Source organism: Pseudoalteromonas sp. JC28 (assembly GCF_013319255.1).
Lineage (GTDB): Bacteria > Pseudomonadota > Gammaproteobacteria > Enterobacterales > Alteromonadaceae > Pseudoalteromonas.
Window position 1 is genome coordinate 537,289 of sequence record NZ_QOKX01000001.1, and the last position, 26,386, is coordinate 563,674.

The 26,386-nt window shown below is 43.2% G+C and carries 28 protein-coding genes; 13 read left to right on the top strand and 15 right to left on the bottom strand.

Going from position 1 to position 26,386, the window contains the following annotated elements; genetic code table 11:
- Window positions 1–35 precede the first annotated feature (35 nt).
- Entirely contained in the window at window positions 36–1,361 is a 1,326-nt protein-coding gene (locus DS891_RS02355; RefSeq protein ID WP_174168741.1) for a murein transglycosylase domain-containing protein, read from the top strand.
- Between the two features lie 14 nt (window positions 1,362–1,375).
- Here DS891_RS02355 and DS891_RS02360 read toward each other — a convergent pair whose 3' ends face one another.
- Window positions 1,376–2,272: a TIGR01777 family oxidoreductase gene (locus tag DS891_RS02360; RefSeq protein ID WP_174168742.1), complete on the bottom strand. Its 897-nt coding sequence runs from the start codon at window positions 2,270–2,272 to the stop codon at window positions 1,376–1,378.
- 115 nt (window positions 2,273–2,387) lie between these two features.
- Between DS891_RS02360 and DS891_RS02365 the strand changes: the two genes are divergently transcribed.
- The gene (locus tag DS891_RS02365; RefSeq protein ID WP_010604979.1) at window positions 2,388–3,425 is read left to right on the top strand and encodes an AI-2E family transporter; all 1,038 of its coding nucleotides are present in this window, start codon (window positions 2,388–2,390) and stop codon (window positions 3,423–3,425) included.
- A gap of 121 nt (window positions 3,426–3,546) precedes the next feature.
- Here the strand turns inward: DS891_RS02365 and DS891_RS02370 are convergent, their stop codons facing one another.
- The 5 genes from DS891_RS02370 to DS891_RS02390 form a co-directional block, all read right to left on the bottom strand.
- A complete protein-coding gene (locus DS891_RS02370) occupies window positions 3,547–3,981 on the bottom strand; it encodes a hypothetical protein (protein ID WP_010604978.1) in 435 nt (144 codons plus the stop codon).
- A complete protein-coding gene (locus tag DS891_RS02375; RefSeq protein WP_102056947.1) occupies window positions 3,965–5,308 on the bottom strand; it encodes an ATP-binding protein in 1,344 nt (447 codons plus the stop codon). Before DS891_RS02375 ends, DS891_RS02370 begins: the two co-directional genes overlap by 17 nt.
- Window positions 5,302–5,976: a response regulator transcription factor gene (locus DS891_RS02380; protein ID WP_010374057.1), complete on the bottom strand. Its 675-nt coding sequence runs from the start codon at window positions 5,974–5,976 to the stop codon at window positions 5,302–5,304. Before DS891_RS02380 ends, DS891_RS02375 begins: the two co-directional genes overlap by 7 nt.
- 2 nt (window positions 5,977–5,978) lie before the next feature.
- Window positions 5,979–6,236 carry a PepSY domain-containing protein gene (locus DS891_RS02385; protein ID WP_010374059.1) on the bottom strand — a complete coding sequence of 86 codons (258 nt, stop codon included), beginning with the start codon at window positions 6,234–6,236 and terminating at the stop codon, window positions 5,979–5,981.
- A 108-nt stretch (window positions 6,237–6,344) separates the two neighbouring features.
- Entirely contained in the window at window positions 6,345–6,644 is a 300-nt protein-coding gene (locus DS891_RS02390) for a YciI family protein (RefSeq protein WP_138583523.1), read from the bottom strand.
- 222 nt (window positions 6,645–6,866) lie between these two features.
- Here DS891_RS02390 and DS891_RS02395 point away from each other — a divergent pair, with 222 nt between their 5' ends.
- Window positions 6,867–8,291, top strand: a complete 1,425-nt coding sequence (locus tag DS891_RS02395) for a sodium-dependent transporter (protein WP_010374065.1) — start codon at window positions 6,867–6,869, stop codon at window positions 8,289–8,291.
- A 72-nt stretch (window positions 8,292–8,363) separates the two neighbouring features.
- On the opposite strand, the gene DS891_RS02400 is transcribed toward DS891_RS02395, so the two are convergent.
- Window positions 8,364–9,005, bottom strand: a complete 642-nt coding sequence (locus DS891_RS02400; protein ID WP_102056944.1) for a CPBP family intramembrane glutamic endopeptidase — start codon at window positions 9,003–9,005, stop codon at window positions 8,364–8,366.
- Window positions 9,006–9,095: 90 nt separating this feature from the next.
- The gene (locus DS891_RS02405; protein WP_010604972.1) at window positions 9,096–9,665 is read right to left on the bottom strand and encodes an inner membrane-spanning protein YciB; all 570 of its coding nucleotides are present in this window, start codon (window positions 9,663–9,665) and stop codon (window positions 9,096–9,098) included.
- Between the two features lie 122 nt (window positions 9,666–9,787).
- Between DS891_RS02405 and DS891_RS02410 the strand changes: the two genes are divergently transcribed.
- Window positions 9,788–10,060 (top strand): HU family DNA-binding protein, encoded by a 273-nt coding sequence (locus DS891_RS02410; protein WP_010604971.1) that lies wholly within the window; start codon window positions 9,788–9,790, stop codon window positions 10,058–10,060.
- A gap of 42 nt (window positions 10,061–10,102) precedes the next feature.
- Here the strand turns inward: DS891_RS02410 and trpA are convergent, their stop codons facing one another.
- Genes trpA through DS891_RS02440 form a run of 6 tightly spaced genes read right to left on the bottom strand, consistent with a single transcriptional unit; the run spans window position 10,103 to window position 16,620 of the window.
- A complete protein-coding gene (gene trpA / locus DS891_RS02415) occupies window positions 10,103–10,909 on the bottom strand; it encodes a tryptophan synthase subunit alpha (RefSeq protein WP_010604970.1) in 807 nt (268 codons plus the stop codon).
- Complete coding sequence (trpB, locus tag DS891_RS02420; RefSeq protein WP_174168743.1) at window positions 10,906–12,090, bottom strand: tryptophan synthase subunit beta; 1,185 nt, start codon at window positions 12,088–12,090, stop codon at window positions 10,906–10,908. Before trpB ends, trpA begins: the two co-directional genes overlap by 4 nt.
- A gap of 7 nt (window positions 12,091–12,097) precedes the next feature.
- Entirely contained in the window at window positions 12,098–13,462 is a 1,365-nt protein-coding gene (trpCF, locus tag DS891_RS02425) for a bifunctional indole-3-glycerol-phosphate synthase TrpC/phosphoribosylanthranilate isomerase TrpF (RefSeq protein ID WP_174168744.1), read from the bottom strand.
- Complete coding sequence (gene trpD, locus DS891_RS02430; RefSeq protein WP_174168745.1) at window positions 13,455–14,459, bottom strand: anthranilate phosphoribosyltransferase; 1,005 nt, start codon at window positions 14,457–14,459, stop codon at window positions 13,455–13,457. Before trpD ends, trpCF begins: the two co-directional genes overlap by 8 nt.
- A gap of 9 nt (window positions 14,460–14,468) precedes the next feature.
- Entirely contained in the window at window positions 14,469–15,050 is a 582-nt protein-coding gene (locus tag DS891_RS02435) for an aminodeoxychorismate/anthranilate synthase component II (protein WP_010378569.1), read from the bottom strand.
- The gene (locus DS891_RS02440; RefSeq protein WP_010604966.1) at window positions 15,043–16,620 is read right to left on the bottom strand and encodes an anthranilate synthase component 1; all 1,578 of its coding nucleotides are present in this window, start codon (window positions 16,618–16,620) and stop codon (window positions 15,043–15,045) included. Before DS891_RS02440 ends, DS891_RS02435 begins: the two co-directional genes overlap by 8 nt.
- Before the next feature lie 436 nt (window positions 16,621–17,056).
- Between DS891_RS02440 and DS891_RS02445 the strand changes: the two genes are divergently transcribed.
- From DS891_RS02445 to DS891_RS02470, 6 genes are all read left to right on the top strand, one after another.
- Complete coding sequence (locus tag DS891_RS02445; protein ID WP_010604965.1) at window positions 17,057–17,902, top strand: PHP domain-containing protein; 846 nt, start codon at window positions 17,057–17,059, stop codon at window positions 17,900–17,902.
- Window positions 17,903–17,906: 4 nt separating this feature from the next.
- Window positions 17,907–18,527, top strand: a complete 621-nt coding sequence (locus DS891_RS02450) for an L-threonylcarbamoyladenylate synthase (protein WP_010378577.1) — start codon at window positions 17,907–17,909, stop codon at window positions 18,525–18,527.
- Window positions 18,528–18,538: 11 nt separating this feature from the next.
- Complete coding sequence (locus DS891_RS02455; RefSeq protein ID WP_174168746.1) at window positions 18,539–19,333, top strand: ScpA family protein; 795 nt, start codon at window positions 18,539–18,541, stop codon at window positions 19,331–19,333.
- A 53-nt stretch (window positions 19,334–19,386) separates the two neighbouring features.
- Window positions 19,387–19,974 (top strand): SMC-Scp complex subunit ScpB, encoded by a 588-nt coding sequence (scpB, locus tag DS891_RS02460; protein WP_010378581.1) that lies wholly within the window; start codon window positions 19,387–19,389, stop codon window positions 19,972–19,974.
- Window positions 19,971–20,831 carry a 23S rRNA pseudouridine(2605) synthase RluB gene (gene rluB, locus DS891_RS02465; RefSeq protein WP_128726396.1) on the top strand — a complete coding sequence of 287 codons (861 nt, stop codon included), beginning with the start codon at window positions 19,971–19,973 and terminating at the stop codon, window positions 20,829–20,831. Before scpB ends, rluB begins: the two co-directional genes overlap by 4 nt.
- Before the next feature lie 65 nt (window positions 20,832–20,896).
- Complete coding sequence (locus DS891_RS02470) at window positions 20,897–21,301, top strand: GFA family protein (RefSeq protein ID WP_174168747.1); 405 nt, start codon at window positions 20,897–20,899, stop codon at window positions 21,299–21,301.
- Window positions 21,302–21,354: 53 nt separating this feature from the next.
- Here the strand turns inward: DS891_RS02470 and DS891_RS02475 are convergent, their stop codons facing one another.
- Complete coding sequence (locus tag DS891_RS02475) at window positions 21,355–22,098, bottom strand: YciK family oxidoreductase (protein ID WP_010604961.1); 744 nt, start codon at window positions 22,096–22,098, stop codon at window positions 21,355–21,357.
- A 196-nt stretch (window positions 22,099–22,294) separates the two neighbouring features.
- Between DS891_RS02475 and DS891_RS02480 the strand changes: the two genes are divergently transcribed.
- From DS891_RS02480 to DS891_RS02490, 3 genes are all read left to right on the top strand, one after another.
- Window positions 22,295–24,724, top strand: coding sequence for a VolA/Pla-1 family phospholipase (locus DS891_RS02480; RefSeq protein ID WP_174168748.1), 2,430 nt, complete (start codon window positions 22,295–22,297; stop codon window positions 24,722–24,724).
- A 103-nt stretch (window positions 24,725–24,827) separates the two neighbouring features.
- Complete coding sequence (gene sohB / locus DS891_RS02485) at window positions 24,828–25,841, top strand: protease SohB (RefSeq protein ID WP_174168749.1); 1,014 nt, start codon at window positions 24,828–24,830, stop codon at window positions 25,839–25,841.
- 111 nt (window positions 25,842–25,952) lie between these two features.
- The gene (locus DS891_RS02490; RefSeq protein ID WP_045988126.1) at window positions 25,953–26,261 is read left to right on the top strand and encodes a hypothetical protein; all 309 of its coding nucleotides are present in this window, start codon (window positions 25,953–25,955) and stop codon (window positions 26,259–26,261) included.
- Window positions 26,262–26,386: the final 125 nt, after the last annotated feature.

Sequence of the window (26,386 nt, forward strand, 5' to 3'; positions counted from 1 at the left end):
AGTTTCACGCTTTAATTTTTTGAAAGGAACGCTCTATGCGCAAATCGATATACTCATTTTTAGTCATGGCGTTAAGTGCCATTCCAAGTGCGGTGGCGAGTCAAGCCCAGCTTTTTGAAGAGCTATCAGAGAAAATGTCACGTTGGCAAACCTCCGAGCCTAGTGATGAAGAGCTGAGCGAGTTTGAGCAATATAAACGCCAACAATTAAGTGAGTTTGCTGATTATGTCGAAGAGCATTTTGAAGAGTACGATGCCTTTCGTGATAACGTGATCCAACAGTGGGGAGATATAACTGTTGCTGATCAAGCTGCATTTGTCACCTACAGTGACGATTTATCATCCAGAATGGTTGTCGACTTTGAAGCCAATGAGTTGGTAGTAAGCATTAGGCATGCAGAAGATGAAAAGGTATCTCAGGCTCAACTTCAAGCCCTATACAAGGAATTTACCGCGAAAGACCGTGCAGTAATTGATGTATTTAATGTTGATACGCTCGCGATAAACCAAAGTGAAACAACGAAACGTGAAGTGGATAACGCTGCTCGTGCAAAAGCGTTGATCGCAGCGAAAAAGCAAATAGATAGCCAATTCGAACAACAGCAACGCTACATAGAACGTCAGACGGATGAGGCCATCATTGACGGTGAAGATTCAAAATTAGCAGAGGCTCAACAACAAGCGCAACAGAAAAAGCTGGAGTTGTTAAAGCAAAAACGCCTTAAAAAGCTATTAGAAACAGCTAGCAATACTGGTAAAAGTGAAGCAACTGTCGTATCTGAAATCGTGCTTAAGCTACCCAAGCAGACTGAACTTTCCAAGCATCGAGCAGAACGTTATGTTAGCCAAGTGAATGCACAAGCGAAGCGCTTTGACATTGAACCTAGTTTAATTTTTGCGGTTATGCACACCGAAAGCCACTTTAACCCAATGGCAAAGTCACACATTCCTGCGTTTGGTTTGATGCAGATAGTACCGACGAGTGCGGGTGTTGATGTGAATCGTATGTTGTACAATCGCGATGAACCGATGTCGGCACCTTATCTATATGTGACGGATAATAATATTGAAGCGGGGACGGCTTACCTGAATATTCTAGATAAGCGCTACCTGAGTAAAATACATAACCCACTTAGTCGTAAGTATTGCACGATTGCGGCTTATAACACCGGTGCTGGAAATGTTGCTCGTGTTTTTAATGCTGATGATTCGAGATCAATTACAAAAGCAGCAAAGATAATTAATTCACTCTCGCCAGAAAACGTACTAGCAGCGCTAGACAAGAGTTTACCGTATGATGAAACCAAACATTACCTGGACAAAGTCTTAACGCGGGAAAAGCTCTATATATCATCTGAATAAAGTATTGCACAAAGTTATAAGTTAAGTGCGTTCAAGGCATCTTCAATATGATCGTGGCGGAATCGATAACCTGCATCGAGAAGTCTTTTTGGTACGACGTATTGGCCGTACAGTAGCAATTCTGACATTTCACCATATGCCAATTTGAGGACAAACGGTGGTACGGTAAATAGGCAAGGGCGTGAGATAGCGCGTGCTAAGGCTTGAGAAAATTGCTTATTTGATACCGGGTTTGGGGCTGTTGCATTAATAACACCGCAGATCTCGTCATGTTTAAGTAGATACATTATCGCCTGAATCATATCGTCGATATGGATCCAAGACATCACCTGTCTTCCAGAACCAATCGGGCCGCCAACGCCAAATCGAAAAGGCGGTAACATTTTATCTAAAGCACCTTCCGATTTTGAAAGCACAATGCCTGTTCTTATTATACATACTCGAGTTTGGCTGGAGCTGGCTCTAAAGGCGGTATCTTCCCAATCTCGGCACAGCCTATGGGAGAATTCATCATGGTAATCCTTGAAATCTTCAGTGATGGTCAAGTTATCCGGTTGGCGTCCATAAAAACCTATTGCACTACCTGAAATAAACACCTTGGGCGGTGACGTCGCAGTGTTTATCGCTGTAACGATTTGCTCAGTGATTTTTATCCGGCTATTGTAGATCTCTTGTTTTTTTTCTTTGCTCCACCGGCCATTGGCTATTGGTTCACCCGCAAGATTAATGACCGCATCAAGCTCATTAAAGTCGACATCATCAGTATCGGTGACGCAGCTAACCCCTCCTGGTAATAGGTTTACAGCTTTTGAAGGCGAACGGGTCAGTACAACCAGATTATGTTTGTGTACTAAAAATTGGCATAGCTTTTTACCAATTAATCCTGTAGCGCCTGTTATGAATATATTCATTCTCAATACTCTTTATTGTAATCAAATAAACTTACGTTTTAGCAAGGAGTTAGATCACTCATTTTCATTATAGGTGGTTTGTTTTAGAATGGTAAAAAAGCAAAAGGAGTGAACTGTGTCTTCACTAACTGGAATTAACAAAACGCTGGTGGTTTTGGCCTCGCTATTTTTAGTGTTAGGTGGGATCAAGCTTGCGTCTGAGATTGTTGTGCCGTTTATATTAGCCGCATTCATTGCGATTATCTGTAATCCCATGCTCAAGCTTTTGGCCCGTTTTAAGATACCAAAAGGTCTGGCCATTTTGGTGATTATCGCACTTGTGATTTTAATTGGTGCAAGTATTGGTGGGCTTGTTGGGCAATCAGTCAATGATTTCTCTAAGCAGCTGCCAACTTATAAAGAAGACTTACAAGAAAAGTTCGTTTGGTTGGTCAATACTGCAGCGAACTACAATATATTATTGGATAAACAACAACTTATTAGCATGCTAGACCCAAATAAGCTAATCGATGTGGCCACCAACATGCTGACTGGCTTTGGTGGTGTGATGGCAAATAGCTTTTTAATTCTGCTTATCGTCGTCTTCATGCTTTTTGAAGCGCCTTCTTTGGGCCACAAAGTGCATCTCGCACTAGACGATCCAGAGATGAAAATGCAGCAAATTGATAGATTTTTAGATTCTATCAATAGCTATTTGGCGATTAAAACGCTTGTTTCACTGGCGACTGGTGTCGTGGCGGCCGTTTTTTTATGGGCGTTAGATGTTGATTACTTCGTGCTTTGGGGCGTAGTTGCATTTTTGCTTAACTATATTCCAAACATAGGTTCAATCATTGCGGCTGTGCCGCCTGTTTTTCTGGCCTTAGTGACACAGGGGCCATTGGTGAGCGGCATTGTTGCTGTGGGTTACATTTGTATTAATACCTTGATGGGCAACATTATTGAGCCAAGGTTTATGGGTCGAGGGTTAGGTTTATCGACCTTGGTAGTGTTTCTCTCGTTAATCTTCTGGGGGTGGTTACTCGGAACTGTTGGAATGCTGCTTTCTGTGCCACTTACCATGGTTGTGAAAATTGCCCTTGAAACCAGCGAAGAGGGTAAATGGCTTGCAATCCTTCTCGGTTCAGAACAACCCGATAATAGACCATCTTAACAACGCTGAGATCCGGCAAATAAAAAGGAGCTATAAACAGCTCCTTTCTAAGGTTTACTCGTCATTATCTGAAGCTCAGGTTATTAAAGCTTAGCACCTAATAATCCAATCAAAAATGTCGCTAGAGATTCAAATCTTCTTTCAATACTTTACTGCTTTTTAGCTCGATGATGTGTGCTTTTAAAAATGCAATTTTGCAATTTTTATAAGCTGTCGCTGAGCGCGTTGCGTTTGGCATGTCTAGTAAGTATCGCCACCGGCAGCTGTCTTCCATATATTCCTCCTGATTGCGAAGGGCACGTTCCATAATTGGCAAGATCTGTGTATTACCAGTGTCCGCTTGGTACTTTTTAGTATCGAGCAATAACTTAGTGATCCAGGTTTGACGATGACGTTCAAGTAAGTTGATATTGCCATCCAGGCACATGAGGAATTTTTTTGCCTTTTCCGGATGCGTTGACTCATACTTCGTACAGTCTTGTAGTGTGACATCGTCGTCTGCAATCACAGAAAAGGTTAATCCCGATACCAATAGACTGCTAATTATTCTTTTCATGGTTAAACTCTATCGTAAATTTCGCGCCACCATGTTTGGAAGTACCGATTTGCATCAAGCCATGATAGGACTTAACTAAATCAGATACGATAGCCATTCCTACGCCGTGGCCAGCTTCATAGGTGTCTAATCTTGCACCTCTGGTTAGTAGTTCTGAGCGGCGATGCTCTGGAATGCCAGGGCCATCATCTTCTACTTCTATGATTAGTAGGCGCTTTTTAGGTGCACTTACTTTTATATCGACCAAGGAACCACATGCTTTACAGGCGTTATCTATAATATTACCAAGAATTTCCATTAAATCCGTTTTATCACCTAAAAATGCAACCTCCTCACCACATTCGGATGAAAATTGAATGTGCTTGTCATGATACACTTTAGTCATGGCGTTGAGTATTGAGTCAAGTACGGGTTTTACTGATGTTTGCTTCTTCCATGTATCGGATGCGCCCGTTGCAGCACGTTTCAATTGATGTTCGATCATTGCATTGATTCTGTCTAGCTGCTCCTGAGCGTCTGCATCTTTTGCCAGTGGACTGGATTTGATCACCGCAAGGGGCGTTTTTAACGCGTGCGCAAGGTCGCTAAGTGAAGCTCTATATCTCTCTTTTTGACGCTTTTGAGATTCCAATAGTAGGTTTAAGTCGGATTTGATTGTTAGGAGTTCGACGGGGTAAAGACCTGTGATCTTATCGCGCTCGCCAGCTTCAATCTCTTTAATTTCTCTATCGAGTCGTTGCAGCGGCCTTGCGTTCCATACAAACCCAAATGCCATCAATCCGGCTATCACCACACCCATAACCAGCATCCAGTTGACCAAGGTGTTTCTAAACCCTGACATTAACTCCATCAGCGCGTCATTTTTCTTTAAAAGTACAAAGCGGGCTTGCTGCGATTGCTCTGCATTTCCGAGAATAACGGTCAGGCTAAGTTGCCAAAACAGTACGCCATTATATTCAACTCGCTTAAACTCAGATGCTCCAGCCTGGTTTTCTGAAAAGTCAGGTGAAATTGAGAGATTTACAGCCGACTCGGAATACCAAACGAGGGAGTTATCTTGATAGACCAGTGCATAAGTATCAGAATTCAATCTGTTTAACTCAGGTGCAAGAATACTGCGAGGCATTTCGAGTCCGTTAGAGACAAATTCGACTTCAGAGATAAGTGAGTAGAGGTGGGCTTCCAATGTTTTTTCAGTCGCATCGACTAAAGAAGAGTAATAAGCCCTGCCCACGGAGAAAAATAGCGCGGGAAGGGCAATAATAAGCACAAAGACAAGGATAAATCCTTGTCTTATTTTAAGCGAAATTTGAGAGCTGTTTACCACTGATTTTTGAACCTATATCCACGTCCTCTAAGGGTTTCAACAGGGTTCAGAGTGCCATCAGGATCAAGTTTCTTACGCAGCCTTAAGACAAACACTTCAATGACGTTAGAGTCTAAGTCAAAGTCCTGATCGTATATGTGCTCAGTGAGCTCAGATTTAGAAATGACTTTTTGTGGGTTAACCATTAAGTATTCTAAAACTTTATATTCATAGGCTGTTAGTGATAGCTCGTTATCGTTAACCCAGACTTGCTGTGAGCGAGTATGGATTTTGATTGGACCAATGCAAATCTCTGGATTTGCTTGTCCAGCGCTACGTCTAATAAGTGCATTACAGCGCGCAATTAGCTCTTCAACATGAAACGGTTTAGTGAGGTAGTCATCAGCACCTGCATCAAGGCCTTCCACCTTGTCTTGCCAGCGGTCGCGTGCCGTTAAGATTAAAATAGGGATCTTAACGCCGTTAGCTCGTGCTCTACGGATAATTTCAATACCGTCAAGTTTTGGCAAACCGAGGTCGATTACTGCCATATCTAACGGATATTCTTCAAGGTGAAATAATCCAGACTCACCATCATGACACAAGTCAACGCTATATTTTTCTTTCTCTAATGCATTTCGCAGGTTTTCTGCTAGTTGAATATCGTCTTCGATAACTAAAATACGCATCCTTAGTCCTTATTTACTTCACCTGTCTTCTTGTTTACTTTTAAGTCAACAATTCGACCATCTGGTTGGAGAATTCTTACCACAAAAAACTGATTTTCTTCAGAAATCTTAAGCGTCTTCCCAGCGTACTTATCAAGCGCCAGAGACACAGCTTCTTTTTTTGTAATTGTCTTTACATTCTTATCATTGCGGCTATTGGCGTCTGCTACACTCGAAGCGAACGCCAAAATCAACGCTAAAAGAGTGAGTTGCAATCGCATTTTAAGCTCCACAGTTTCATAGATACTAAGTGTCTAAACTTCATAAATCTCAAACAAATTTAGTGCTTTTGTAATTAACCTTTGCTGAACTTAACGTTCAGTAAACTTTTATGGCAGAACTCGCTTGTACGGTTTTACAATACTAGCAGTATAGACACCAGCATCAATATAGGGATCGACGCTCGCCCATTGCTGCGCACTTTCTAAGTTTTCAAACTCAGCAATAACCAAAGAACCCGTAAAACCCGCTTCACCAGGATCTTCCGAGTCAATCGCCGGTAACGGGCCTGCTGCAAACAATCGACCTTGTTGTTTTAATTCTTCTAAACGAGCTAGATGAGCAGGGCGTACAGCAAGACGCTTTTCTAATGAGTTTTCAGCGTCGGTTGAATAGATCATGTAAAGCATAAGTATTAGTTCCGGATTGGTTTCTAGGTTATTATTGTTATTTTTTACGTATTTTGTCGGCTGTTCAGGCCCGTTTATCAATACTATGATAAAACGCCCTCAGTGCAAAAGTAAATGTACGCAGAGTTTTTCAGTGATTAGACATTTAAACTTGAAAAACACTCAGCTTGACTGGTAGAGTCCTTCGGATATTTGTAGAAAATAATAATAAGGTTGATTGCAATGAGTGCAAACCGTGAGCATTTTAGCTCCCGATTAGGGTTTATCCTTGCCGCTGCAGGTTCTGCTGTTGGTATTGGTAACTTAGTCGGCTTTCCTGTTTCCGCCGCAAAAAATGGTGGTGGGGCATTTTTACTAATCTATGCACTATTTGTAGTGTTTATCTGTTTACCTGTCATGATGGCCGAAATGGCAATGGGTAGGAAAGCCCAAAAGGACCCGTTTGGCGCATATAAGCTGCTATCTAATCATGATAAAAAGTGGTCAATAGCTGGATTCTTGGCTGTACTCACGCCGTTTATGATTGCCGTCTTCTATATGGTTATTACCGTTTGGATTTTTGGCTTCTTAGCGCAAACAGCTTTAGGTAACTTAGATGTACTCGCCTCTCCGAAGTACTTTGGCACTTTTATCAACGATACCAATGTTTTCATCTATATGTTGATAGTGGGTGTGATCGTTAATCTTATCTTGGTTGGCGGTGTAAAAGAAGGAATCGAAAAAGCAGCTAAGTTACTCATGCCAGCGTTATTTGTCATGTTAATTGGCCTTGTTGCATACGTATTAACTCTTGATAACGCGATGGCAGGTGTACGCTATTACATCGTTCCTGACTTCGAAAAGATGAATGCAAGTGTGCTAAATGGCGCACTGTCACAAGCGTTCTTTTCACTGTCTTTGGGGATGGGTATATTGATCACATACGCTTCGTATATTTCTAAGAAAGACGACATCGTCGGTAGCTCTAAAATGGTCGCGATTACAGATTCATTAGTGGCGTTTATCGCAGGTCTGATGGTACTTCCGGCTATCTTTAGTTTCAATCCGAATACAGATCCAAGTAAGTTATCTGACTCTTCTGTATCTATGATTTTCGATTACTTGCCGAAATTGTTATTGGCTTTACAAGATGATATTGGCTACGTCGGTGCCTCAATAGTTGCAGGTACTTTCTTTTTACTGGTTTTCTTTGCCGCGATAACATCGCTAGTGTCAATTGTCGAGGTGCCTACAGCAACTTTGATGGAAGAAAAATGTATTTCACGTAAAAAGGCATTGATTATCTTAGCGTTGACCACAGGTATCTTGACTGTGCTATCTACTATGTCTTTTGGAATGGTGGATTGGCTTACAAGTTTTGTAAGTTATGGCGATGCTCAGAAGAGCTTCTTTGACCTAATCTACGATGTGTTTTACGATACTATTTTACCCTTGAATGGTCTGCTGTTGTGTCTATTTGTTACTTATCGCTGGAAAAAATCTGGTTTGAATGAAGAACTTGCGCAAGGTTCAGAGGGGTACGTAGGCAGCTTTACTGAGAAATATATTAATTTCTCCCTATCTACATTCATCCCGGTGATCCTGTTAGCTATTTTCATTAATACCGTTGCAACTAAATATTTTGCATTTAGTATCTTTGGCTTCTAGCAACGGAACATTTGGTTTGGGCACGATGACATCGGCGTATTAATGCGCCGATGTTTATTCTTCACTAAGCCACTAAAATTTTACGCCCGAATCTAAGTACTGCCCAACTCCTATTGTAAACATCCACAGCCCCCACAGGCTATGCTCTAACACACACACGGCAAGGGAACGGCTGTGTGCGTAAGTATAAGAAAATAGTAGTCCTCCAACAAAAGATAACGCCACGGCTATCCAGTTGTCATAGACGCAGTGAGCAAGCGCAAACACCAATGCACTTAACAAAACTCGGTTGTTTTTATTTGGTAAAATCCTTTTATAGCGATGAAAGAAGTAGCTCCTGAAAATTAACTCTTGTGGTAAGACAGAAAGAATAGGGTAAGCAAATAATAATAATAACCAGTCGCTAGGTGAATTGAGCGGCAGGGAAAACCAATTTCCTTGACTAACTAAACCATAGAGCATGGCTGAAAACATCGCACCTGCGAAAAACGTGGTGAATAAACGTTTTTTGACGGACGAAAACTCTCCCAAACTGGTTAACCTAAATCGCTTGAAATGGGGGTCGGTTAGTAGTAAATGGGTACAGACTGCCATTAAAATGATCAGTGCTGGAAAAAGCCAATTGTTGAGGTGATCACGGAATTGATAAGCGACAATGGGCAGGACAAAGAATACAAATACGAGTTCACACCACCGGTATTGGCTTGCGTTCAAGGCTGGTTCCCCAAAATATTTGGCGGCTACAAGCCGCTATAGTTAGCTCTTACTCGTTAACTATAGCAGCTGCAGATGAACCTTGAATGGTTACTCTTCAGGTAAATATTTTTGAATTTTAAACATGGTAAAGAGGAGTGCAACGAAGGTGATCCCAATTAAACCAAAGACTTTAAAGTTCACCCAAAAATCAAGAGAGAAGTGGTACGCAACGTAAAGGTTTAGGCCAGCGATGAAGAAAAGTAATACTGCCCAAAATAGGTTTAATTGGTCGCAGTCTTTTACTGGTAAATCAATATCAATCTCGCTTTTTTCCTTCTCAGCTACTGACTTTAAAACCCCTTCGAGTGCGCCTTTTACCAAGTTTTTATTAAACAAGTACCTCGATACGAGTAAAGCCACACCTAAAATTGCATAAATAATAGTGGCTTTCCATTTTATAAATTGCTCATCATGGAAGAAAATCGTCATTCCACCGAGGATCAACGCAATCGCTAAGAATACCCAATGACGTTTTGCGACTTCGCGCTTAGTGATGTATTGGTGTGCAACCTGTATAAGAGAAGCGATGATTAGCACACCCGTTGCCCAAAAAATATCGACAAACTTATAAACCGCAAAAAACAGGATAAGCGGTAAGTACTCAATTAAAAATGACATTTTTTATCCTAACAAAGTTGGTTGTAAGGGTTTTACCAAGATACGGCGAGAACATCAACATTGACTTTCTTTAACGAAACCCATAGCCTGCTGCGCTCATTCAATGGTTCAGAGGTATTTGCATGAATAAGAGCGATTTAGTTACAAAAATGGCGGAAATTAGTGGATTAACAAAGAAAGATTCACAGACGGTGTTAAATGTCATTTTACAGGCCACTAAAAAGCGCTTGTCAGAAGGCGATCAGATGCAAATCAATGGACTTGGGACATTCGCGTTAAGTTATCATCCCCCAAAGCAAGGACGTAATCCTCAAACGGGTGAGACCATCACCATTGAGGGACAAAATAAGGTATTATTTAAGCCTGCTAAAGCCTTAAAAGATAACTTGCGTTAATTCTAAGAAAAGCCAGTGTTAAACACTGGCTTGAAAGTAATATTACTTCTGCGTTGCAGCTTTCATTCGCTCAACAAAGGTTTTTAGCTCAAAGCACATGGTGCTAGGGTCATCCAAGTGTTTTTCGATGATTTTCACCACTGCAGAGCCACTTATCGCACCTGCTGCACCTGAGCCAATCGCATGCTTTACATGCTCCGGTTCAGAAATACCAAACCCTAGCAGTGGCGGCGCAGCATGATATTCGATAAGTTTGGTGATCATCTCTGTTGCCGGCATTTGTGCTGTCGTTTCTGTACCTGTCACGCCTGCACGCGAAAGTAAATAGGTATAGCCACGACCTCGGGTGGCGCATTCTCGTAACGTATCATCGCAGGCATTCGGTGTGGCAATGAAAATTGGCGCGATGTCATTTGCCATTGCAGTGAGCCTAAACGGTTTGGCTTCGTGCAGTGGCACATCAGCAACTAAGATAGAATCCACACCCGCAGTTTTGGCGTCTTGATAAAACTGCTCAATACCACGAGCAAAAATCAAGTTTGAGTAAAGCAACAAACCAATTGGAATATCACTGTTGTAGCGACGAATTTCAGCGATGATCTCAAGACAGTCTTGCGTATTAACATCTTGCTCTAATGCACGGATGTTAGCCGCTTGGATAACAGGACCATCAGCGATGGGATCGGAAAACGGAATACCGAGCTCCAATGCATCAGCGCCACCGTCAATCAGGCTTTTGATGATCTCAATACTGAGTGCCTTATCGGGATCACCAATCGTCACGAAAGGAACAAATGCACCTTGGTTTTTTTCATTTAAGTGCGCGAACATCGCGTCATAACGTCTCATAGTTCACCTCGCTCAGATAGTACCTGGTGGACGTGAGCTAAGTCTTTGTCTCCGCGACCACTTAAGTTAACAACAATCACCGTTTCTTCCGTTTTCGCTTCTGCATATTTTAGTGCGTATGCCAGAGCATGGCTTGACTCTAGGGCTGGAATAATACCTTCGTGTTTAGCAAGCGCTTGAAAGGCATTTAATGCTTCAGTGTCGGTAATGCCAACATATTGCGCGCGGCCTGTTTCATGAAGGTAGGCGTGTTGTGGACCAACAGCTGGGTAGTCAAGACCTGCTGAGACAGAATAAGATTCTTCAATTTGGCCATCTTTGTTCTGCATGATATAGGTATAGGCGCCGTGCAAGATGCCTTTACTTCCTTTACATAGTGCAGCGCCGTGCTCATCGGTATCTAAGCCTTTACCAGCCGGTTCCACCCCGATTAATTTAACGTCTTTTTCATCAATAAAGTCTGCGAACATACCAATAGCATTTGAGCCGCCGCCCACACAAGCGATAACAGCATCTGGCAAACGACCTTCCGCTTTTAGTACTTGTTGTTTCGCCTCTTCACCAATCATTTTTTGGAACTCACGGACAATCGTCGGGAATGGATGAGGACCTGCAGCCGTGCCGAGTAAATAATGTGCCGTTTTGTAGTTTGCAGACCAGTCACGTAATGCTTCATTTACCGCGTCTTTTAATGTGCCTGAGCCGGCGGTAACAGGGATAACTTCCGCACCCATCAAACGCATTCTAAATACGTTTGGTTGCTGACGCTCAACATCTTTAGCCCCCATGTATACGCGGCACTTTAAGCCGAGTAATGAGCAGGCTAGGGCGGTTGCAACACCATGTTGTCCAGCGCCGGTTTCAGCGATGACTTCTTTTTTACCCATACGTTTGGTTAAGAGCGCTTGACCCAACACTTGGTTGGTCTTGTGTGCACCACCGTGAAGTAAATCTTCACGCTTTAAGTACAGTTTGACCTTAGGGTTTTTAACTAAGTTGCGTGTCTTAGTCAGCGGGGTCGGGCGACCCGCAAATTCATTCAAAAGTTGATAAAACTCCTGTTGAAATTCTGGGTCTTTTTGTGACTTATAAAACTCCTGTTCTAACTGCTTTAACGCAGGTACGAGTAACTCGGGCACAAACATGCCTCCGAAGTCACCAAAATAAGCTGAATTACTCATGTCCACCTCAATATTTTCGAATTTGTGTAAACGCGTTAGCGATTTTTTGAGCGCATTTTTTACCAGGCGATTGCTCAACGCCTGAATTTAGGTCAAGACCATCGGCACCTATATTAACGGCACCGTGAATGTTTTCGGGGTTTAGGCCGCCAGCCAACATATAATTGCTCGAACTACGATTTAATAGCTGCCAATCAAACACTTGCCCCGTGCCACCAAATGCGGTGTCGGTTTTGGTATCGTACAATTGCTTGTCTACGCCAGCGAAGGGGCTTGGCAGTGCTGTGTCCACACCCTGTGCTTTCCAAATTTGACAGGTCACTGGAAGTTGTTTTCGCAGGGTATCGATGTACAACTCATCTTCGTTGCCATGTAATTGCACTGCACTCAGTTTTAATATTTGCGCATACTCAGCAACTTGCTCAAGCGGTGCGTTAACGAACACACCAACGTACTTGAGCGGTGCGCTATCGGCGACGGCCTTCGCACAATCAATGTCGACATAGCGAGGCGATTTTGGATAAAAGATAAGACCGCCGTATACCGCTCCAGCTTCATAAGCTGCTTGCGCATCTTGGCTTCGAGTAAGACCACACACTTTGTTTTCGCCCAAAATCAAGCGTCTGCAAGCAAGTTCTAAGTCCTGTTCAGCCATCAGTGAGCTGCCAACCAAAAAGCCGTCACAAATCGGTGATAAGCGTTTCACATCGCGGTGCGTGTATATGCCAGACTCTGAAATCACCACTTTGTCTTCGGGGATTAACGCTCGTAGCTTTTCTGTTGTTGCTAAATCCGTTGATAAATCTCTGAGGTCACGGTTGTTAATACCGATAAGCTCAGCATCTAATGCAAGCGCTCTGGTCACTTCTTCTTCGTTGCTTACTTCCGTTAAAATCGACATATTAAGTGATTTGGCCACGCTCGCTAGTGCCAAATACTCTTCGTCATTTAATACAGACAACATCAAAAGAATGGCATCGCCACCGTGTAAGCGGGCGAGATAAACTTGGTATTCATCAATAAAGAAGTCTTTACAGATCAGAGGCTGATCAACCAGCTTTCTCACCGTGGCAAGGTATTCATAACTGCCTTGAAAGTATTTTTCGTCGGTTAGCACACTAATACACGTCGCGTACTTACGATAAACATTGGTAATTTCAGTCAAATCAAAATGTGAGCGAATAAGGCCTTTTGAAGGTGACGCCTTTTTGCACTCTAAAATAAATTGGGTCCCAGCTTGCGCCAACGCAGCGATAAAGTTAAGCGTGGTGGGGGTTACTTCATCGATAAAGTCACTTAACGGACGCTGCGCCTTGCGCGCTTTTAATTCTTCGACTTTATCGGCAACAATTTTTTCTAATACATTAGCCATTACTCACCTCTACAATGTTAGCCAAGGTTGTCATGGCTTTCTTGGTAGCAAGCACTTCGCGTACTTGTTCGCTTGCGGTTTTAAAATCTGTGGCCTTATCGGTTAATACCAACAAGGCTGCAACGTTTGCAATAATCGCTGCATTGTGTGCTGCTTCGCCTTCACCATTTAAAATCGCAAGGCTCGCTTTCGCGTTATATTCTGGCGTATCACCAGCAATAGATTCAAGTGAATAGTTTTCTAGTCCAAAATCGCTTGGGGTAACGGTGTATTGCGTCACTTCACCCTGCTTTACTTCTGCGACTAGCGTTTCGCCGTGTAGGGCAATTTCATCTGTGCCACTACCGTGAACTACCATCGCTCGTTTCGTACCTAAACGGTTTAACGTTTCAGCCATGGGTAAAACAAGGGCAGGGTCGTAAACGCCGAGTAATTGCACCTCAGGCTTAGCAGGGTTTGCCAATGGCCCGAGAATATTAAATATCGTGCGTGTTTTTAGTTGCGTGCGAACCGGCATGGCATGTTTTACACCGGCGTGGTAATGCGGCGCAAACAAAAAGGTAAAGCCGGTCTCTGCTAAGCACTTTTCTGCAAGTGCGGGGGTCATATCAATGTTGATCCCAAGTGCTTTTAGTAAATCAGCGGAACCTGATTTACTGCTCACGCTGCGATTACCGTGTTTGACCATATTAATACCACATGCTGCGGCGACAATGGCGGCGGTGGTACTCACGTTGATGGTATTTGTGCCATCGCCACCCGTACCACAGCTGTCTGCTGCGAGTAGATTTTGCTTGTCAAATGCGGTGGCATGATCACGCATGGCCTGAGCTGCTCCGGCTATTTCCGCCGCTGTTTCACCTTTAAACTTTAGCGCAAGCAGCGCTGCGGTAAGTTCGATGTCGCTCAGTTGTCCAGCCATAATATCGCTAAACAAGGATTTGGCGGCGTCGAACGATAAATCTTGTTGCTGTAATAGAGGTTGTAACTTTTCCATCCTGATCTCCTAAGCGCTAAGGTACGCGATACTTTGTTGTAATAGCTGAGCGCCATTGGGGGTCAATATTGATTCTGGGTGAAATTGATAACCAATTACTTTGTGTTCACTGTGATAGATAGCCATCGGAATGGCCTGATATCTCGCGATCACTTGCAGTGCTGGTGGTACGCTTGTTGCCATTAGAGAGTGATAGCGCGCCACGGGGAATTGCGTCCCGAGTCCGGCAAATACCGGATGTTCATCCGCTTCTATAATAGAAGATTTACCATGTACCGTCTCACCTGCTTTGCCAACTTCACCACCATAACTTTGGGTTAGGGCTTGTTGACCAAGGCAAATCCCAAGCATGGGGAATTTACCTTTACATAGCTCAATTAACGCGAGCAAACAGCCTGCTTCCGATGGCGCGCCAGGTCCAGGTGATAAAACTAAGATCACAGGATCAACCTCTGCACACATTTTATTGAAAATGGTTTCGGCAGAGATATTGTTACGATAAACGACCAAGTCGAGTCCTAGCAAACTAAGCTCATCCACAAGGTTATAACTGAAAGAATCAAAATTATCTAAAAAGTATACCTTAGTCATGGTTTGCTCCTTCATACGTGGACTGTACTGCTTTAATCACTGCCATGGCTTTAGCTTTAGTTTCATTTGCTTCGCTTTGTGGATTTGAATCAAACACAACACCCGCTCCCGCTTGCACGTAAGCAACGTTATCTTTTACAAACGCGGAGCGAATTACGATGCAGCTGTCCATGGCGCCATTGCCCATCAAATAACCTACCGCTCCGCCGTAGCTGCCACGACGCTGCTTTTCTGTATGGCGAACCAGTTCTGCGGCTTTAACTTTTGGTGCGCCGACGAGAGTGCCCATATTCATACAAGCCTGATAGGCGTGAAGCGCATCTAAATCCGGCTTTAATTGGCCAACGACGCGTGATACCAAATGCATGACTTGTGAGTAGCGGTCCACTTTCAATAATTCTTTTGCGTGTCGAGTACCTGCAATACTGATCCGTGCGACATCGTTACGGGCAAGGTCAACCAGCATAAGGTGCTCTGCACGCTCTTTTTGATCGTTGCGCAGCTCAAGTTCAATGCGGCTATCTAAATCTGGATTGATACTGCCATCAGCAAACTTACCTCGTGGTCTCGTCCCCGCGATGGGATAGACTTCAACTTGGTTACTCTGCTCACAATATTTGAGTGCCGACTCTGGAGATGCGCCAAATAACACAAAGCGCTCATCCTTCATATAAAACATGTAGGGACTAGGGTTTTGTAGTTTGAGCTGTTTATAGGCGGCGAGTGAGTTATGGCAAGGGAGTGAAAAAGTGCGAGAGGGAACGACTTGAAAGATGTCACCGTTGATAATGTTGGTTTTCAACTTTTCAACGTGTTGACAATATTCGTCGTCACTCACATTGACTTTGACGTCTGCACCGCCACTTTGTGGCTCAAACTGAAATTCAGTGATTTGGTCACACTGACTGTTTAGCTCTTCTAGCTGTTTGCCTACTTCAAAACAATTGGCGTGAACCTCAGGGCCATTGAAAACATTACCAATGAGCTCAGTAGTTCGTGCTTGATGATCGATCACAACTAGGGTTTCAGCGAGATAGAAAACATAGTCGGGACAGTCGTTGTCCCCATCTGGTACTTCAGGAAGTTGCTCAAAGTTTGCCACCATATCATAGGCGAATACACCACCTAAAAAAACTGAAAATGGCGTATCTGAGTTACGTTTAATTTCATTTATGCAGGTTCTGAGCGCACTAAAGGCGTTATCCGCTTTTAGTTTTGTATGCTCATCAATGTTACTTTCCAATGCGTTGTACGTGAGCGTCAAGGTATTATCATTGAGGGTCACGTCACAATTTGTGACCTTTTGCGCAAGGTACGGTAGCAACTGAGCACCATTGTTAGACAAGGCTTTAGCAATGACTTGGGCGCCGTTACATTCGAATCGAATCGCACTATCCACAAGCACGATGCTTTTCACATTGTCTTTAGACTCTATTTCTGCCGATTCGAGCAGTAACGAGTTTGCTTTGTTTAAACCTGCGTATAAAGACAGTGGGCTGGCAATATAATCGCGCCTTTGTCTTATGCTGGTGACCTCACCTGGTGTGGTCGTTATGTGACTAAAAATCAAACCTCATTCCTCTTAATTTCTAGATATTCTGTTTAGAAAATAAAAAACCCCCGAAAGCTGAGCTCTGCGGGGGTTATTGTTCAGACACAACAATACCGTCCCGCTAGGGCATCCACCACCACCAAATTGTGTTTACTGTGATATTGTTGTTCATATAAGCCTCTAAAAAGTATAAAAAAACCCGCGACATTGCGCGGGTTGATAAATCGTAGATATAACGAAACACACCCGCTTAGTTCGAGTGCCACCACCAAATGTTTTTTTGAATTTGTTTGTTCATTTGTGAATATTTCGTTGTTTAATCTAAATTAGCTACAGTAAACCCTATTCTTGCTACAAGTGTCAAGGGCAAATATCAGAAAATAACCTAAGGTCGTATCAGTTAACTTGTGATATAATCAAAACGTTGATAATTCATAGAGATAGTTAATACATTTTGATTAAATATGACCTCCATAGCCATACTACTTTTTCCGATGGCCGCTTAGCTGTTGATGAATTGCTTGAGCGAGCAACGGAAAAAGGCGTTGATATTCTTGCAATTACAGATCATGACACGATAGATGCGCTCCAGCCTGCCCGTGACTACATTAGCCAAAATAATCTCACGTTAGAACTTATTAATGGCGTTGAAATTTCTACAAAATGGGAAAGCTTTGAAATCCATATCGTTGGATTAAATTTTGACCCTGAGCATGAAGCATTAACAAAGTTGCTGCACGAACAGCAGCAAAAGCGAGAAGCCAGAGCAAAAGAAATCGGCGAGCGATTAGCCAAAAAGGGCTATGAGCATGTCTACGAAGATGCCCTTGCACTTGCCCAAACTGCGCAGATCACCAGAGCGCATTTTGCTCAAGTGCTGGTTGAGCGAGGTGTGGCTAAAAACGTGCAAAGCGTTTTCAATAAATTTTTAGCACGTGGCAAAACTGGGTATGTGCCAAGTCAATGGTGCGATATACAAACGGCTGTTTCTGCTATTCATGCTGCGGGTGGAGTAAGTGTGTTGGCGCATCCTGCTCGATATAAGATGTCGAATAAGTGGCTAAGAAAGTTAATCGCTGAATTTAAAGCGGTTGGGGGAGCTGCAATGGAAGTTGCACAGCCGCAGCAAGCGCCTACTGAGCGCCAATTTTTGGGGCGGCTAAGTCAAGAGTTTGAATTGTTAGCAAGCCAAGGGTCAGATTTCCACTTCCCAATGCCTTGGGTCGACCTTGGTCGTAACTTGTATTTACCTAAAGATTGTCAGGGAGTTTGGCGTCATTGGGGAGGCAAAGAGGAATAAGCTTATGAGTCAATTTTTTCATATTCACCCAGATAACCCGCAAACGCGTTTAATTCGCCAAGCGGCTGATATTATTGAACAAGGTGGCGTAGTGGTGTTTCCAACCGACTCCGGCTATGCCATTGGTTGCAACCTCGGTAATAAGCAAGCTAAGGAGCGGATAGAGCGGATCCGCGGCATCGAAAAACACCATAATTTCACTCTCTTATGTCGTGATCTGTCGGAGCTTTCGACCTATGCCCGTGTCGATAATCAAATGTTTAGGATGATTAAAAATAATACGCCCGGTCCGTACACGTTTATTTTTAAAGGGACGAAAGAAGTTCCTCGCCGTTTGCTCAATGAGAAGAAAAAAACCATCGGGATCCGTGTTACTGATAACCCAATTACTTGCGCGTTGCTGGAAGCGCTGGGTGAACCTTTGATGTCATGCTCTTTGATTTTGCCAGGAGAGCAGTTTACTGAGTCTGACCCTGATGATATCCGCATGCGTCTTGAGAAGCACGTAGACTTAATAATTCATGGTGGCTATTTAATCGAGCAAGCAACCACCGTTATTGATATGTCCGAAGACACCATTGAAATTTTGCGTCGTGGCTGTGGCGATACATCGCCTTTTGAATAACGTATGTTGAGATGACAGAAGCACTCCAACAGAAATTACCGCTGGCTTTTTTACACGGTGAAGCGGTAATTGAAAAGCCGGAAGATCTTTATATTCCCCCCGAAGCCCTAGAAGTTATCTTAGAGACCTTTGAAGGCCCGTTGGACTTACTGCTTTACCTTATTAAAAGACATAAATTAGATATTCTAGAATTACCGATTTTTAGTATTACTCAGCAGTATGTTCAGTACGTTGAAATGATGAAGGACATGCAGCTCGAACTTGCGGGTGAATACTTGGTGATGGCAGCCTTGCTGGCACAAATAAAATCAAGAATGCTACTGCCAAAACACGAAGAGTTAGAGGAAGAGGAAGATCCCAGAGCGGAGCTAGTGAGGCGCTTGCAGGAATACGAGCAATTTAAGCAAGCTGCTGAGAACTTAGATGATATCCCTCGTGTTGAGCGTGATATCTTTGTCGCTCATGCGTTGGTAGACAGTAGTACCGACTCTGAGCCAGAATTCCCAGACATTGAACTGAGGGAATTACTTTTGGCGCTGTCGGAAGTGATGGCTAGAGCCAAGACCTTTGAGCACCATCATATATCCGCAGAAGCACTTTCGACTCGAGAGCGTATGAGCTTTATATTGCAATTGCTACGAGAACAGAATAAGCCGGTAGAATTTGCGCGATTTTTTACCTTGGACGAAGGGCGCAGTGGTGTGGTGGTTACTTTTATTGCCATGCTCGAACTCATTAAGGAGCAATTAGTTGACTATATTCAGTCAGCAACCGCAGCGTCGATTTACCTGCATTTAAAAGGCTAGGGGATGGCTGCAGCCTCTGCTATACTCCGCATTTTTATCTTCAAGCATAAAATATGAAAAGACGCGTTAGCGATGAACAACTGGTTGAATTGGTTGAAGCAGCGATTTTCGTTTCAGATAAGCCGTTATCTAAAAAGCGCTTAAAAGAAACTGTGCTGGAAGATATCAGCGTGTCATCACCGCGTATTGATCAGGCACTGGAAACACTGGTAAATCATTATCAAACTCGCGGTGTAAGGCTGGTTGAGGTTGGTACTGGATACCGTTTTCAAGCTTGCCCGAGCTTGAGCCCTTGGCTAAGTAAACTGTGGCAGGAAAAAGCACCAAAATACTCACGTGCTACACTTGAGACTTTGGCATTGATTGCTTACCGACAACCAATCACTCGAGGCGAAATAGAGCAAGTGCGCGGGGTCACCGTGAGTTCTAATATTATCAAAAGCTTGATAGATCGCGAGTGGATAAAAGTGGTGGGTTACAAAGAGGTACCGGGTAAGCCTGCATTGTATGCAACGACAAAACAATTTTTAGATTACTTCTCATTATCTGGTCTTGGGGAATTACCTCGATTACCTGAACAACATAATGAGAAAATAGAACAGTTATTAAACGATCCTTCTGTGAGAGAACCATCTGAATGAGTGAAAAACTACAAAAAGTATTGGCAAGAGCAGGCGTTGGCTCAAGACGCGAAATGGAAAAGTATATTGAGTCTAACCGCGTAAGTGTAGATGGAAAAGTTGCCAAGCTAGGAGACCGAGTGGAAGAGACTTCGGTGATCCGTGTAGATGGACATATTGTTAAAATAGAGCAGCAAGAAGAGCGCATCTGTCGCGTACTTATGTATCATAAACCTGAAGGTGAGCTGTGTACTCGTCGCGACCCTCAAGGTCGTCGTACTGTATTCGATAGGCTACCTAAGTTAGATGGTGACCGTTGGATAGCTATTGGGCGATTAGATATCAATACATCAGGCCTGTTGCTCTTTACCAATGATGGTGAGCTAGCTAATCGCTTGATGCACCCAAAATACGAAGTGGAACGTGAATATTCTGCTCGCGTATTTGGTGAAGTAACAAATCAAACGTTGCGTACATTAACCAAAGGCGTTGAGCTAGAAGACGGTCCTGCAAAATTCCTTAAGATTAAGCCACTTGGTGGTGAAGGCCTGAATAAATGGTTCAACGTAACACTGACCGAAGGGCGTAATCGTGAAGTCAGGCGTCTTTGGCAGTCACAAGGTGTTGAAGTGTCGCGCTTGATCCGTATCCGTTATGGTAAATTAGAGCTTAACAAGCGTTTGCCACAAGGTGGATGGGAAGAATTAAAATTAGAAGATGTTAACTACTTACGCAAATCGGTGAGTATGAGAGCCGAGCAGCAAACTAAGTTGTCGGTCATGCCAGAAAAGCGTAAAGACAAGCGCGCGAAAATTAATAAGATCCGCAAAGCAGTGAAAAAGCATAATCAAAGGGTCAAAACCCCGAGAAGAAAGTAATTTAAGCTTTTCTAAAACACCACACCAGCCTAGCTGGTGTTTTTGTATTTGATAAGGAAATTCAAATGAAAGAGACGTTTGCTGGTAGTTGTCTGTGTGGTCAGGTTAAATATCTTGTAGAGGGCAACGCGCAGGGCTTTTATCTATGTCATTGTGAGTATTGTCAAAAAGACACTGGTTCCGCACATGCTGCGAATCTATTTTTTCAAAATGCAGTGCTAACTTGGCTTGCGGGCGAAAAGTTAATAACCCGCTTTACTTTACCGAATACTAAGCACGTTAAAGCCTTTTGTGCTCGTTGTGGCTCTGCATTACCAAACCAGCAGCCTGTTGGTTTAGTGGTACCAGCTGGTAGCTTAGATGATGCGCCGAGTCTTACGCCAACTGCACATCTATTTATCGCGAGTAAAGCGAAGTGGGATGAAAAATTAGAGCAAGTGCTGGCGTTTGAAACCTTGCCGAGAGATTAACTTAGGTAATATAGAAGGCTGCAATTGTGGATTTGCAGCCTTTAAAGTGCTAGTTAGTAGGTTTGGGCATCTAAAGATTGGCCATTAACTCCGATTGAGTCATCAGACATCAAGTACAGGTATGTTGGCATTAATTCTTCAGGTGTTTTTAGTTTATCTTTATCTTCACCTGGGAATGCTGATGCACGCATACTTGTTCTTGTTGCACCAGGATTAATGCAGTTGATGCGAATATTGGTTTTACCCACTTCTTCGGCCCAAGTTTGCATCATACCTTCGGTTGCGAATTTAGAAATTGCATACGCTCCCCAAAACTCACGACCTTTACGTCCTACACCCGATGAAGTAAAGACGATAGAAGCATTAGGCGCTTTTCTCATTACAGGGAATAGCGATTTAGTGATCACCGCTTGGGCTGTTACGTTTACCTTCATTATGTTTTCAAAGGTTGAAACGCAAAAGTGTTCCATTGGACCTAAAGAGCCTAAAATAGAAGCATTATTTAGCAAGCCATCGAGCTTACCAAATTGCTGCTCGATGGTGGCAGCCAAGTCTCGGAAGTGTTGTTTGGTTGCACCACGTAAATCTAAAGGTACAATTGCAGGCTGTGGGTAACCGGCGTTAACAATTTCATCATAAACGGCTTCTAGTTTACTGGTGGTTTTGCCTAATAGAATAACCGTTGCACCATATTTGGCGTAATTAATCGCCGCAACACGGCCGATGCCATCGCCGGCACCTGTTACTAGTATCGTTTTATTCGCAAGTGCGTTTTCAGGAGCTTGATAAGTCTGCATTCTGGACTCCAATTAAGATGTTTGGGCTATTTTATCACAATGCCGTAGCAAGTTAGCGAATTTATTGTAAATATGGCTGGCGAAATAACAAAGTTTGAGTTAAGTTTAACTGGTCTAATGTCTTATTAAAAATGCAATTACATAGATTTAACGAGAATTATCACAATAATAATAAGATTATGTCGGAGCCTATAAAATGAAAAAAATGCTACTCTCACTCGCAGTATCAGCAGCACTCGCTGGCTGTGGAGGCGGTGAAACGTTAGAAGATGTAAAAAATGATACTACACCCGTTTCTCCAACGATTTCTGTTAAATTTGATCCATCAGGTGGTGTGATCTCAGTTCCAAACGATATTCTTTTATCCGGCACTCAAGACGGTACCTTAAACCTACCTGACGAAATGTTAGGAGTGAAAGATGGTGAAGGTAACCCTCTGGTAACGCGTGCAAGCTACGCAAACCCAAGTATTGTGATTGGCGCCTTAGATGGTTGGTCGACGCAAATGCCTTACGTTATCGACATGACGACACCGAATGGTTTGACACTCGATGCGCAAAGCGTCATGACCCCGGGCTCTGTACGAATTTTTGAAGTTGCAATGGGTGGACCATTACAAACCGACGAAGACTGTGCTCAGGTGCCTTCAGGTATCGCTTGTAAGCCAATTGCTGAATTACAATTTGGCCCTGATGGTGATTTCGTTACCATGGCTAATAGCACAGGTAACGGTTTAGTTATTATCCCAGTTAAACCATTCAAACCTGAAACTACGTACATTACTGTTTTGACCAAAGGTCTTAAAGACTCAAAAGGTCAAAGTGTAGATGCCTCTTCGACTTACACCTTATTGCGCCAAGACGCGCCATTGGTAACTGATGCTCAGAAGTCTCTTCAGGCTGTGATTCGTAGCTATGAAGGGGCGGTAACTGCAGCGGGTTCGGTGAGTAAAGAAGAGATTATATATACTGCAGCAATGACGACACAGTCGACTGGTCACGCATTGGCGGCGACTAAGCAATTGTTAGCCGCTAAACTACAGGGCGGTGCTAACCCTGTTGTCGCTGTACCTGCACAACCGGTGATCACCGTTGCTGATGCCCTTGTAGGAAAAGTGCCTGATGCTATTTTACCTGCTTTTAGAAGCGTGCGTTTATTGCAAGGTCAAATACAACTACCTCAGTACTTATCACAACCAAAAAATAAAGATATCTCTGCGCTAGCTGATACCTATTGGCAAGCTCGCTGCGACAGCGCGGTAGCTGTCGCTGGATATGCGGCGCAAGCTGGTGGTTTACCAGAGCCAACAGAACCAAATGATATTGCTTGTAATACACTTTCGGGTGGAAAGTTGAGAGATTTAGGTTTAGATGGTACTAAGTTCTTAACTAAGTACAATCCAATCCCTAAAGAGCAGTGGCTTGCTAATGTTCCTGTGCAAATCACAATGCCTGCGGATGAGTCTCAGCGCCCAGAAGGCGGCTGGCCTGTTGTTATCTTGCAACATGGTATCACGAGTAAAAAAGAAGACATGCTTGGTTTGACGTTGTCATTAACACAAGCAGGATTTGCCACAGTTGCGATTGATCATCCAATGCACGGTGCTCGCGGTTTAGATATCGATGGTGATGGCACTGATGATTTTAATGCCTCGACAGGTAGCGTGTTGTCCTACATGAACCTAACATCGTTGTTAGTTGCGCGTGATAACTTAAAGCAATCAGCAGCAGATTTAATGGGTTTACGTTTAGGCTTAAACTTCATCAATCTAGCATCTGGCGGTCAAGTTAACTTTAATACTCAACAAGTTAGTTACTTAGGTCACTCACTTGGTTCTATTGTAGGCCCAAGCTTCCTTGCACAAACCAATACACCATTAAATCCAGCAATTGATGGCTTCTTTAAAGTTGAGTCAGCAGCGCTTGCAAGTGGTGGTTCGGGTATTGCTAATTTCTTGATTGAATCAAAATCATTTGGCCCGTTTGTACAAGGTTCAGTGTTGAGCTCTGCAGGTAACCTAGCATCGCAAGCGTTTAATACCTATCTGCAAGAAGGCGCAATTGCTGACTGTGGTACGCTTGCTGCCGTACAAAGTGAGTTTGTGTCGTGTGCTTATACAACCTTTAGAGCAGGGCTAGAGGCGGCTGAAGATACCGCAACACTTGCACTGATTGATGGCACGGTGACGCAGTTTGGTTTTGCAGCACAAACGGCATTAGGCAGTGCCGATCCACTTAACTATGCAGCTTCCGTGAAAGCGCTACAAACGCCAGTATATATGAGCGTTGTTACGGGTGGTGTTGATGGCAATGCTGCTGACTTGGTTATTCCTCCAACAACAGAACGCAGCTTCTTGTCAGGTAGCTTACCACTTGCTGGTTTCATGGGCTTAATGCCTGCAAGCGAAACGCAAATGAGTCAAGACGGAACACCTGGAAGTTATGTAGTGAAGTTCTCTCAGGGCCATCATAGTTCAATCTTGACGACAGGCTTTGATGAAAGAGCCGGTGGTACAGCAGCAGGACACGCCGCAGCTTCACTCGAAATGCAAACACAAGTTGCAAGCTTCTTGAAGTCAAAGGGTTTGGTTTTACAAGTATCTAACCCGGATGTTGTTGCAAACTAAGACATTTTTCGAGACTATAAAAGGCCGCAGCTAGCGGCCTTTTTTGTGTCTATTTAATATTGAGTTAAATGGGCCCCTTTATGAGCTAAATGAGGAGAACGACTTGGCATTTTTGTTTGAATATGGGTTATTTCTAGCCAAGACAGTAACCGTTATCTTTGGTATTGCAGTAGTCATTATTTTGATGGTGGGAGCAAGCTCAAAACCAAAATCGAAAAAGGGCGAAATAGAAGTTACCGATTTAAGCGACAGCTTGGCGCAATCTAAGCAGCAGTTTTTGCAGCAAACGCTTGATAAAAAGGCGCTAAAAGCCCTAAATAAGTCGCAATCAAAAGCGCAAAAAAATAAAGATAAAGAAACAGAGAAAAATGTTTTTTATCTTGAATTTAACGGGAGTATGGACGCTCACGAAGTCTCGGGTTTAAGAGAAGAGATCAACGCTATTTTAACGATTGCAGATAAAGAAAAGGATCAGGTTGTAGTGTCTGTAGAAAGTGGTGGTGGGGTTGTTCACGGTTATGGACTTGGTGCATCGCAACTTACGCGCATTAAGCAAGCAGGTATTCCTCTAACCGTCTGTGTAGACAAGGTTGCTGCAAGTGGCGGATATATGATGGCCTGCGTTGCAGATAAGATTATTGCAGCGCCATTTGCAATTATTGGTTCAATCGGTGTGATTGCGCAGATCCCCAACTTCAATCGTTTATTGAAAAAGAATAACGTTGACTTTGAAATGGTAACCGCTGGTGAGTATAAGCGTACACTCACGCTGTTTGGTGAAAATACGGATAAAGGCAGAGAAAAGTTTAAAGAGGAGATTGAAGAAACGCATGGTCTGTTCAAACACTTTGTCTCTGATAATCGTGTCGAGCTCGATATTGAGAAAGTGGCCACTGGAGAACATTGGTTTGGTACACAAGCGTTAGAACTTAAACTAGTTGATGAAATATCAACCAGTGACGATTTACTCATGTCACTAAATGAAAGTCACCAACTTTATAAAGTGGCTTATAAAGCTAAAAAAGGCGTTGCTGAGAAGTTTGGACTTCAGTTGGGGATCGCCATTGAACGTTTCTCCGTTAAAGCGTTAACAAAACTAAATCAATCTAAATATTAGTGATTGTTGTTCAGTTTATATCAATAAGCTTTATTTCAAACTATTAACAATACTTTATAGACGGCATTGTGTTCACAAAGCGCATGATGCCGCGCTAAAAGAGAGGTTGTTATGAATAAAGTTATTGTACTTTCTCTACTTACCTTTAGTCTGACTTTAGGTTTAAATCAGGCGAATGCTAAACCGGAGAAGTTACCACCGGGCCTTGAGAAAAAGTTGAAGCAGGGCAAGCCACTTCCACCAGGTTGGCAAAAAAAGCTCCAAGTTGGAGAACGCTTAGATCCAGATATCTACGACCATGGCAAAGTGATTTATCGCGACAGAGATCGGGATTTGGTAACGATAAGCGTTGAAGGTAGGGTCATCAGGGTACTTGAAAACACCCTAGAAATTGTCGAAATTCTTAAAGGGATGAGATAAAAAGCATCAACTCTGTGCGGGGCAATTTCCCGTACAGAGTCCAAGTTTAGCAATCTAAGTGTTTGTTCCTCGCCAAAGCGTGTGTTAGTTGTAGCACTTAACTTAACGCCTAATGAGCTAGGTAT

What these genes read in the sequence shown, in the direction of transcription:
- rluB (WP_128726396.1), top strand. Translation starts at nt 19,971, where the DNA reads ATGAGTGAAAAACTACAAAAAGTATTGGCAAGAGCAGGCGTTGGCTCA.
- trpD (WP_174168745.1), bottom strand. Translation starts at nt 14,459, where the DNA reads ATGGAAAAGTTACAACCTCTATTACAGCAACAAGATTTATCGTTCGAC.
- trpB (WP_174168743.1), bottom strand. Translation starts at nt 12,090, where the DNA reads ATGAGTAATTCAGCTTATTTTGGTGACTTCGGAGGCATGTTTGTGCCC.
- DS891_RS02390 (WP_138583523.1), bottom strand. Translation starts at nt 6,644, where the DNA reads ATGCTTTACATGATCTATTCAACCGACGCTGAAAACTCATTAGAAAAG.
- DS891_RS02360 (WP_174168742.1), bottom strand. Translation starts at nt 2,272, where the DNA reads ATGAATATATTCATAACAGGCGCTACAGGATTAATTGGTAAAAAGCTA.
- scpB (WP_010378581.1), top strand. Translation starts at nt 19,387, where the DNA reads ATGAAAAGACGCGTTAGCGATGAACAACTGGTTGAATTGGTTGAAGCA.
- trpCF (WP_174168744.1), bottom strand. Translation starts at nt 13,462, where the DNA reads ATGGCTAATGTATTAGAAAAAATTGTTGCCGATAAAGTCGAAGAATTA.
- DS891_RS02480 (WP_174168748.1), top strand. Translation starts at nt 22,295, where the DNA reads ATGAAAAAAATGCTACTCTCACTCGCAGTATCAGCAGCACTCGCTGGC.
- DS891_RS02370 (WP_010604978.1), bottom strand. Translation starts at nt 3,981, where the DNA reads ATGAAAAGAATAATTAGCAGTCTATTGGTATCGGGATTAACCTTTTCT.
- trpA (WP_010604970.1), bottom strand. Translation starts at nt 10,909, where the DNA reads ATGAGACGTTATGACGCGATGTTCGCGCACTTAAATGAAAAAAACCAA.
- DS891_RS02450 (WP_010378577.1), top strand. Translation starts at nt 17,907, where the DNA reads ATGAGTCAATTTTTTCATATTCACCCAGATAACCCGCAAACGCGTTTA.
- DS891_RS02385 (WP_010374059.1), bottom strand. Translation starts at nt 6,236, where the DNA reads ATGCGATTGCAACTCACTCTTTTAGCGTTGATTTTGGCGTTCGCTTCG.
- DS891_RS02380 (WP_010374057.1), bottom strand. Translation starts at nt 5,976, where the DNA reads ATGCGTATTTTAGTTATCGAAGACGATATTCAACTAGCAGAAAACCTG.
- DS891_RS02470 (WP_174168747.1), top strand. Translation starts at nt 20,897, where the DNA reads ATGAAAGAGACGTTTGCTGGTAGTTGTCTGTGTGGTCAGGTTAAATAT.
- DS891_RS02395 (WP_010374065.1), top strand. Translation starts at nt 6,867, where the DNA reads ATGAGTGCAAACCGTGAGCATTTTAGCTCCCGATTAGGGTTTATCCTT.
- DS891_RS02475 (WP_010604961.1), bottom strand. Translation starts at nt 22,098, where the DNA reads ATGCAGACTTATCAAGCTCCTGAAAACGCACTTGCGAATAAAACGATA.
- DS891_RS02490 (WP_045988126.1), top strand. Translation starts at nt 25,953, where the DNA reads ATGAATAAAGTTATTGTACTTTCTCTACTTACCTTTAGTCTGACTTTA.
- DS891_RS02455 (WP_174168746.1), top strand. Translation starts at nt 18,539, where the DNA reads ATGACAGAAGCACTCCAACAGAAATTACCGCTGGCTTTTTTACACGGT.
- DS891_RS02355 (WP_174168741.1), top strand. Translation starts at nt 36, where the DNA reads ATGCGCAAATCGATATACTCATTTTTAGTCATGGCGTTAAGTGCCATT.
- DS891_RS02410 (WP_010604971.1), top strand. Translation starts at nt 9,788, where the DNA reads ATGAATAAGAGCGATTTAGTTACAAAAATGGCGGAAATTAGTGGATTA.
- DS891_RS02435 (WP_010378569.1), bottom strand. Translation starts at nt 15,050, where the DNA reads ATGACTAAGGTATACTTTTTAGATAATTTTGATTCTTTCAGTTATAAC.
- DS891_RS02405 (WP_010604972.1), bottom strand. Translation starts at nt 9,665, where the DNA reads ATGTCATTTTTAATTGAGTACTTACCGCTTATCCTGTTTTTTGCGGTT.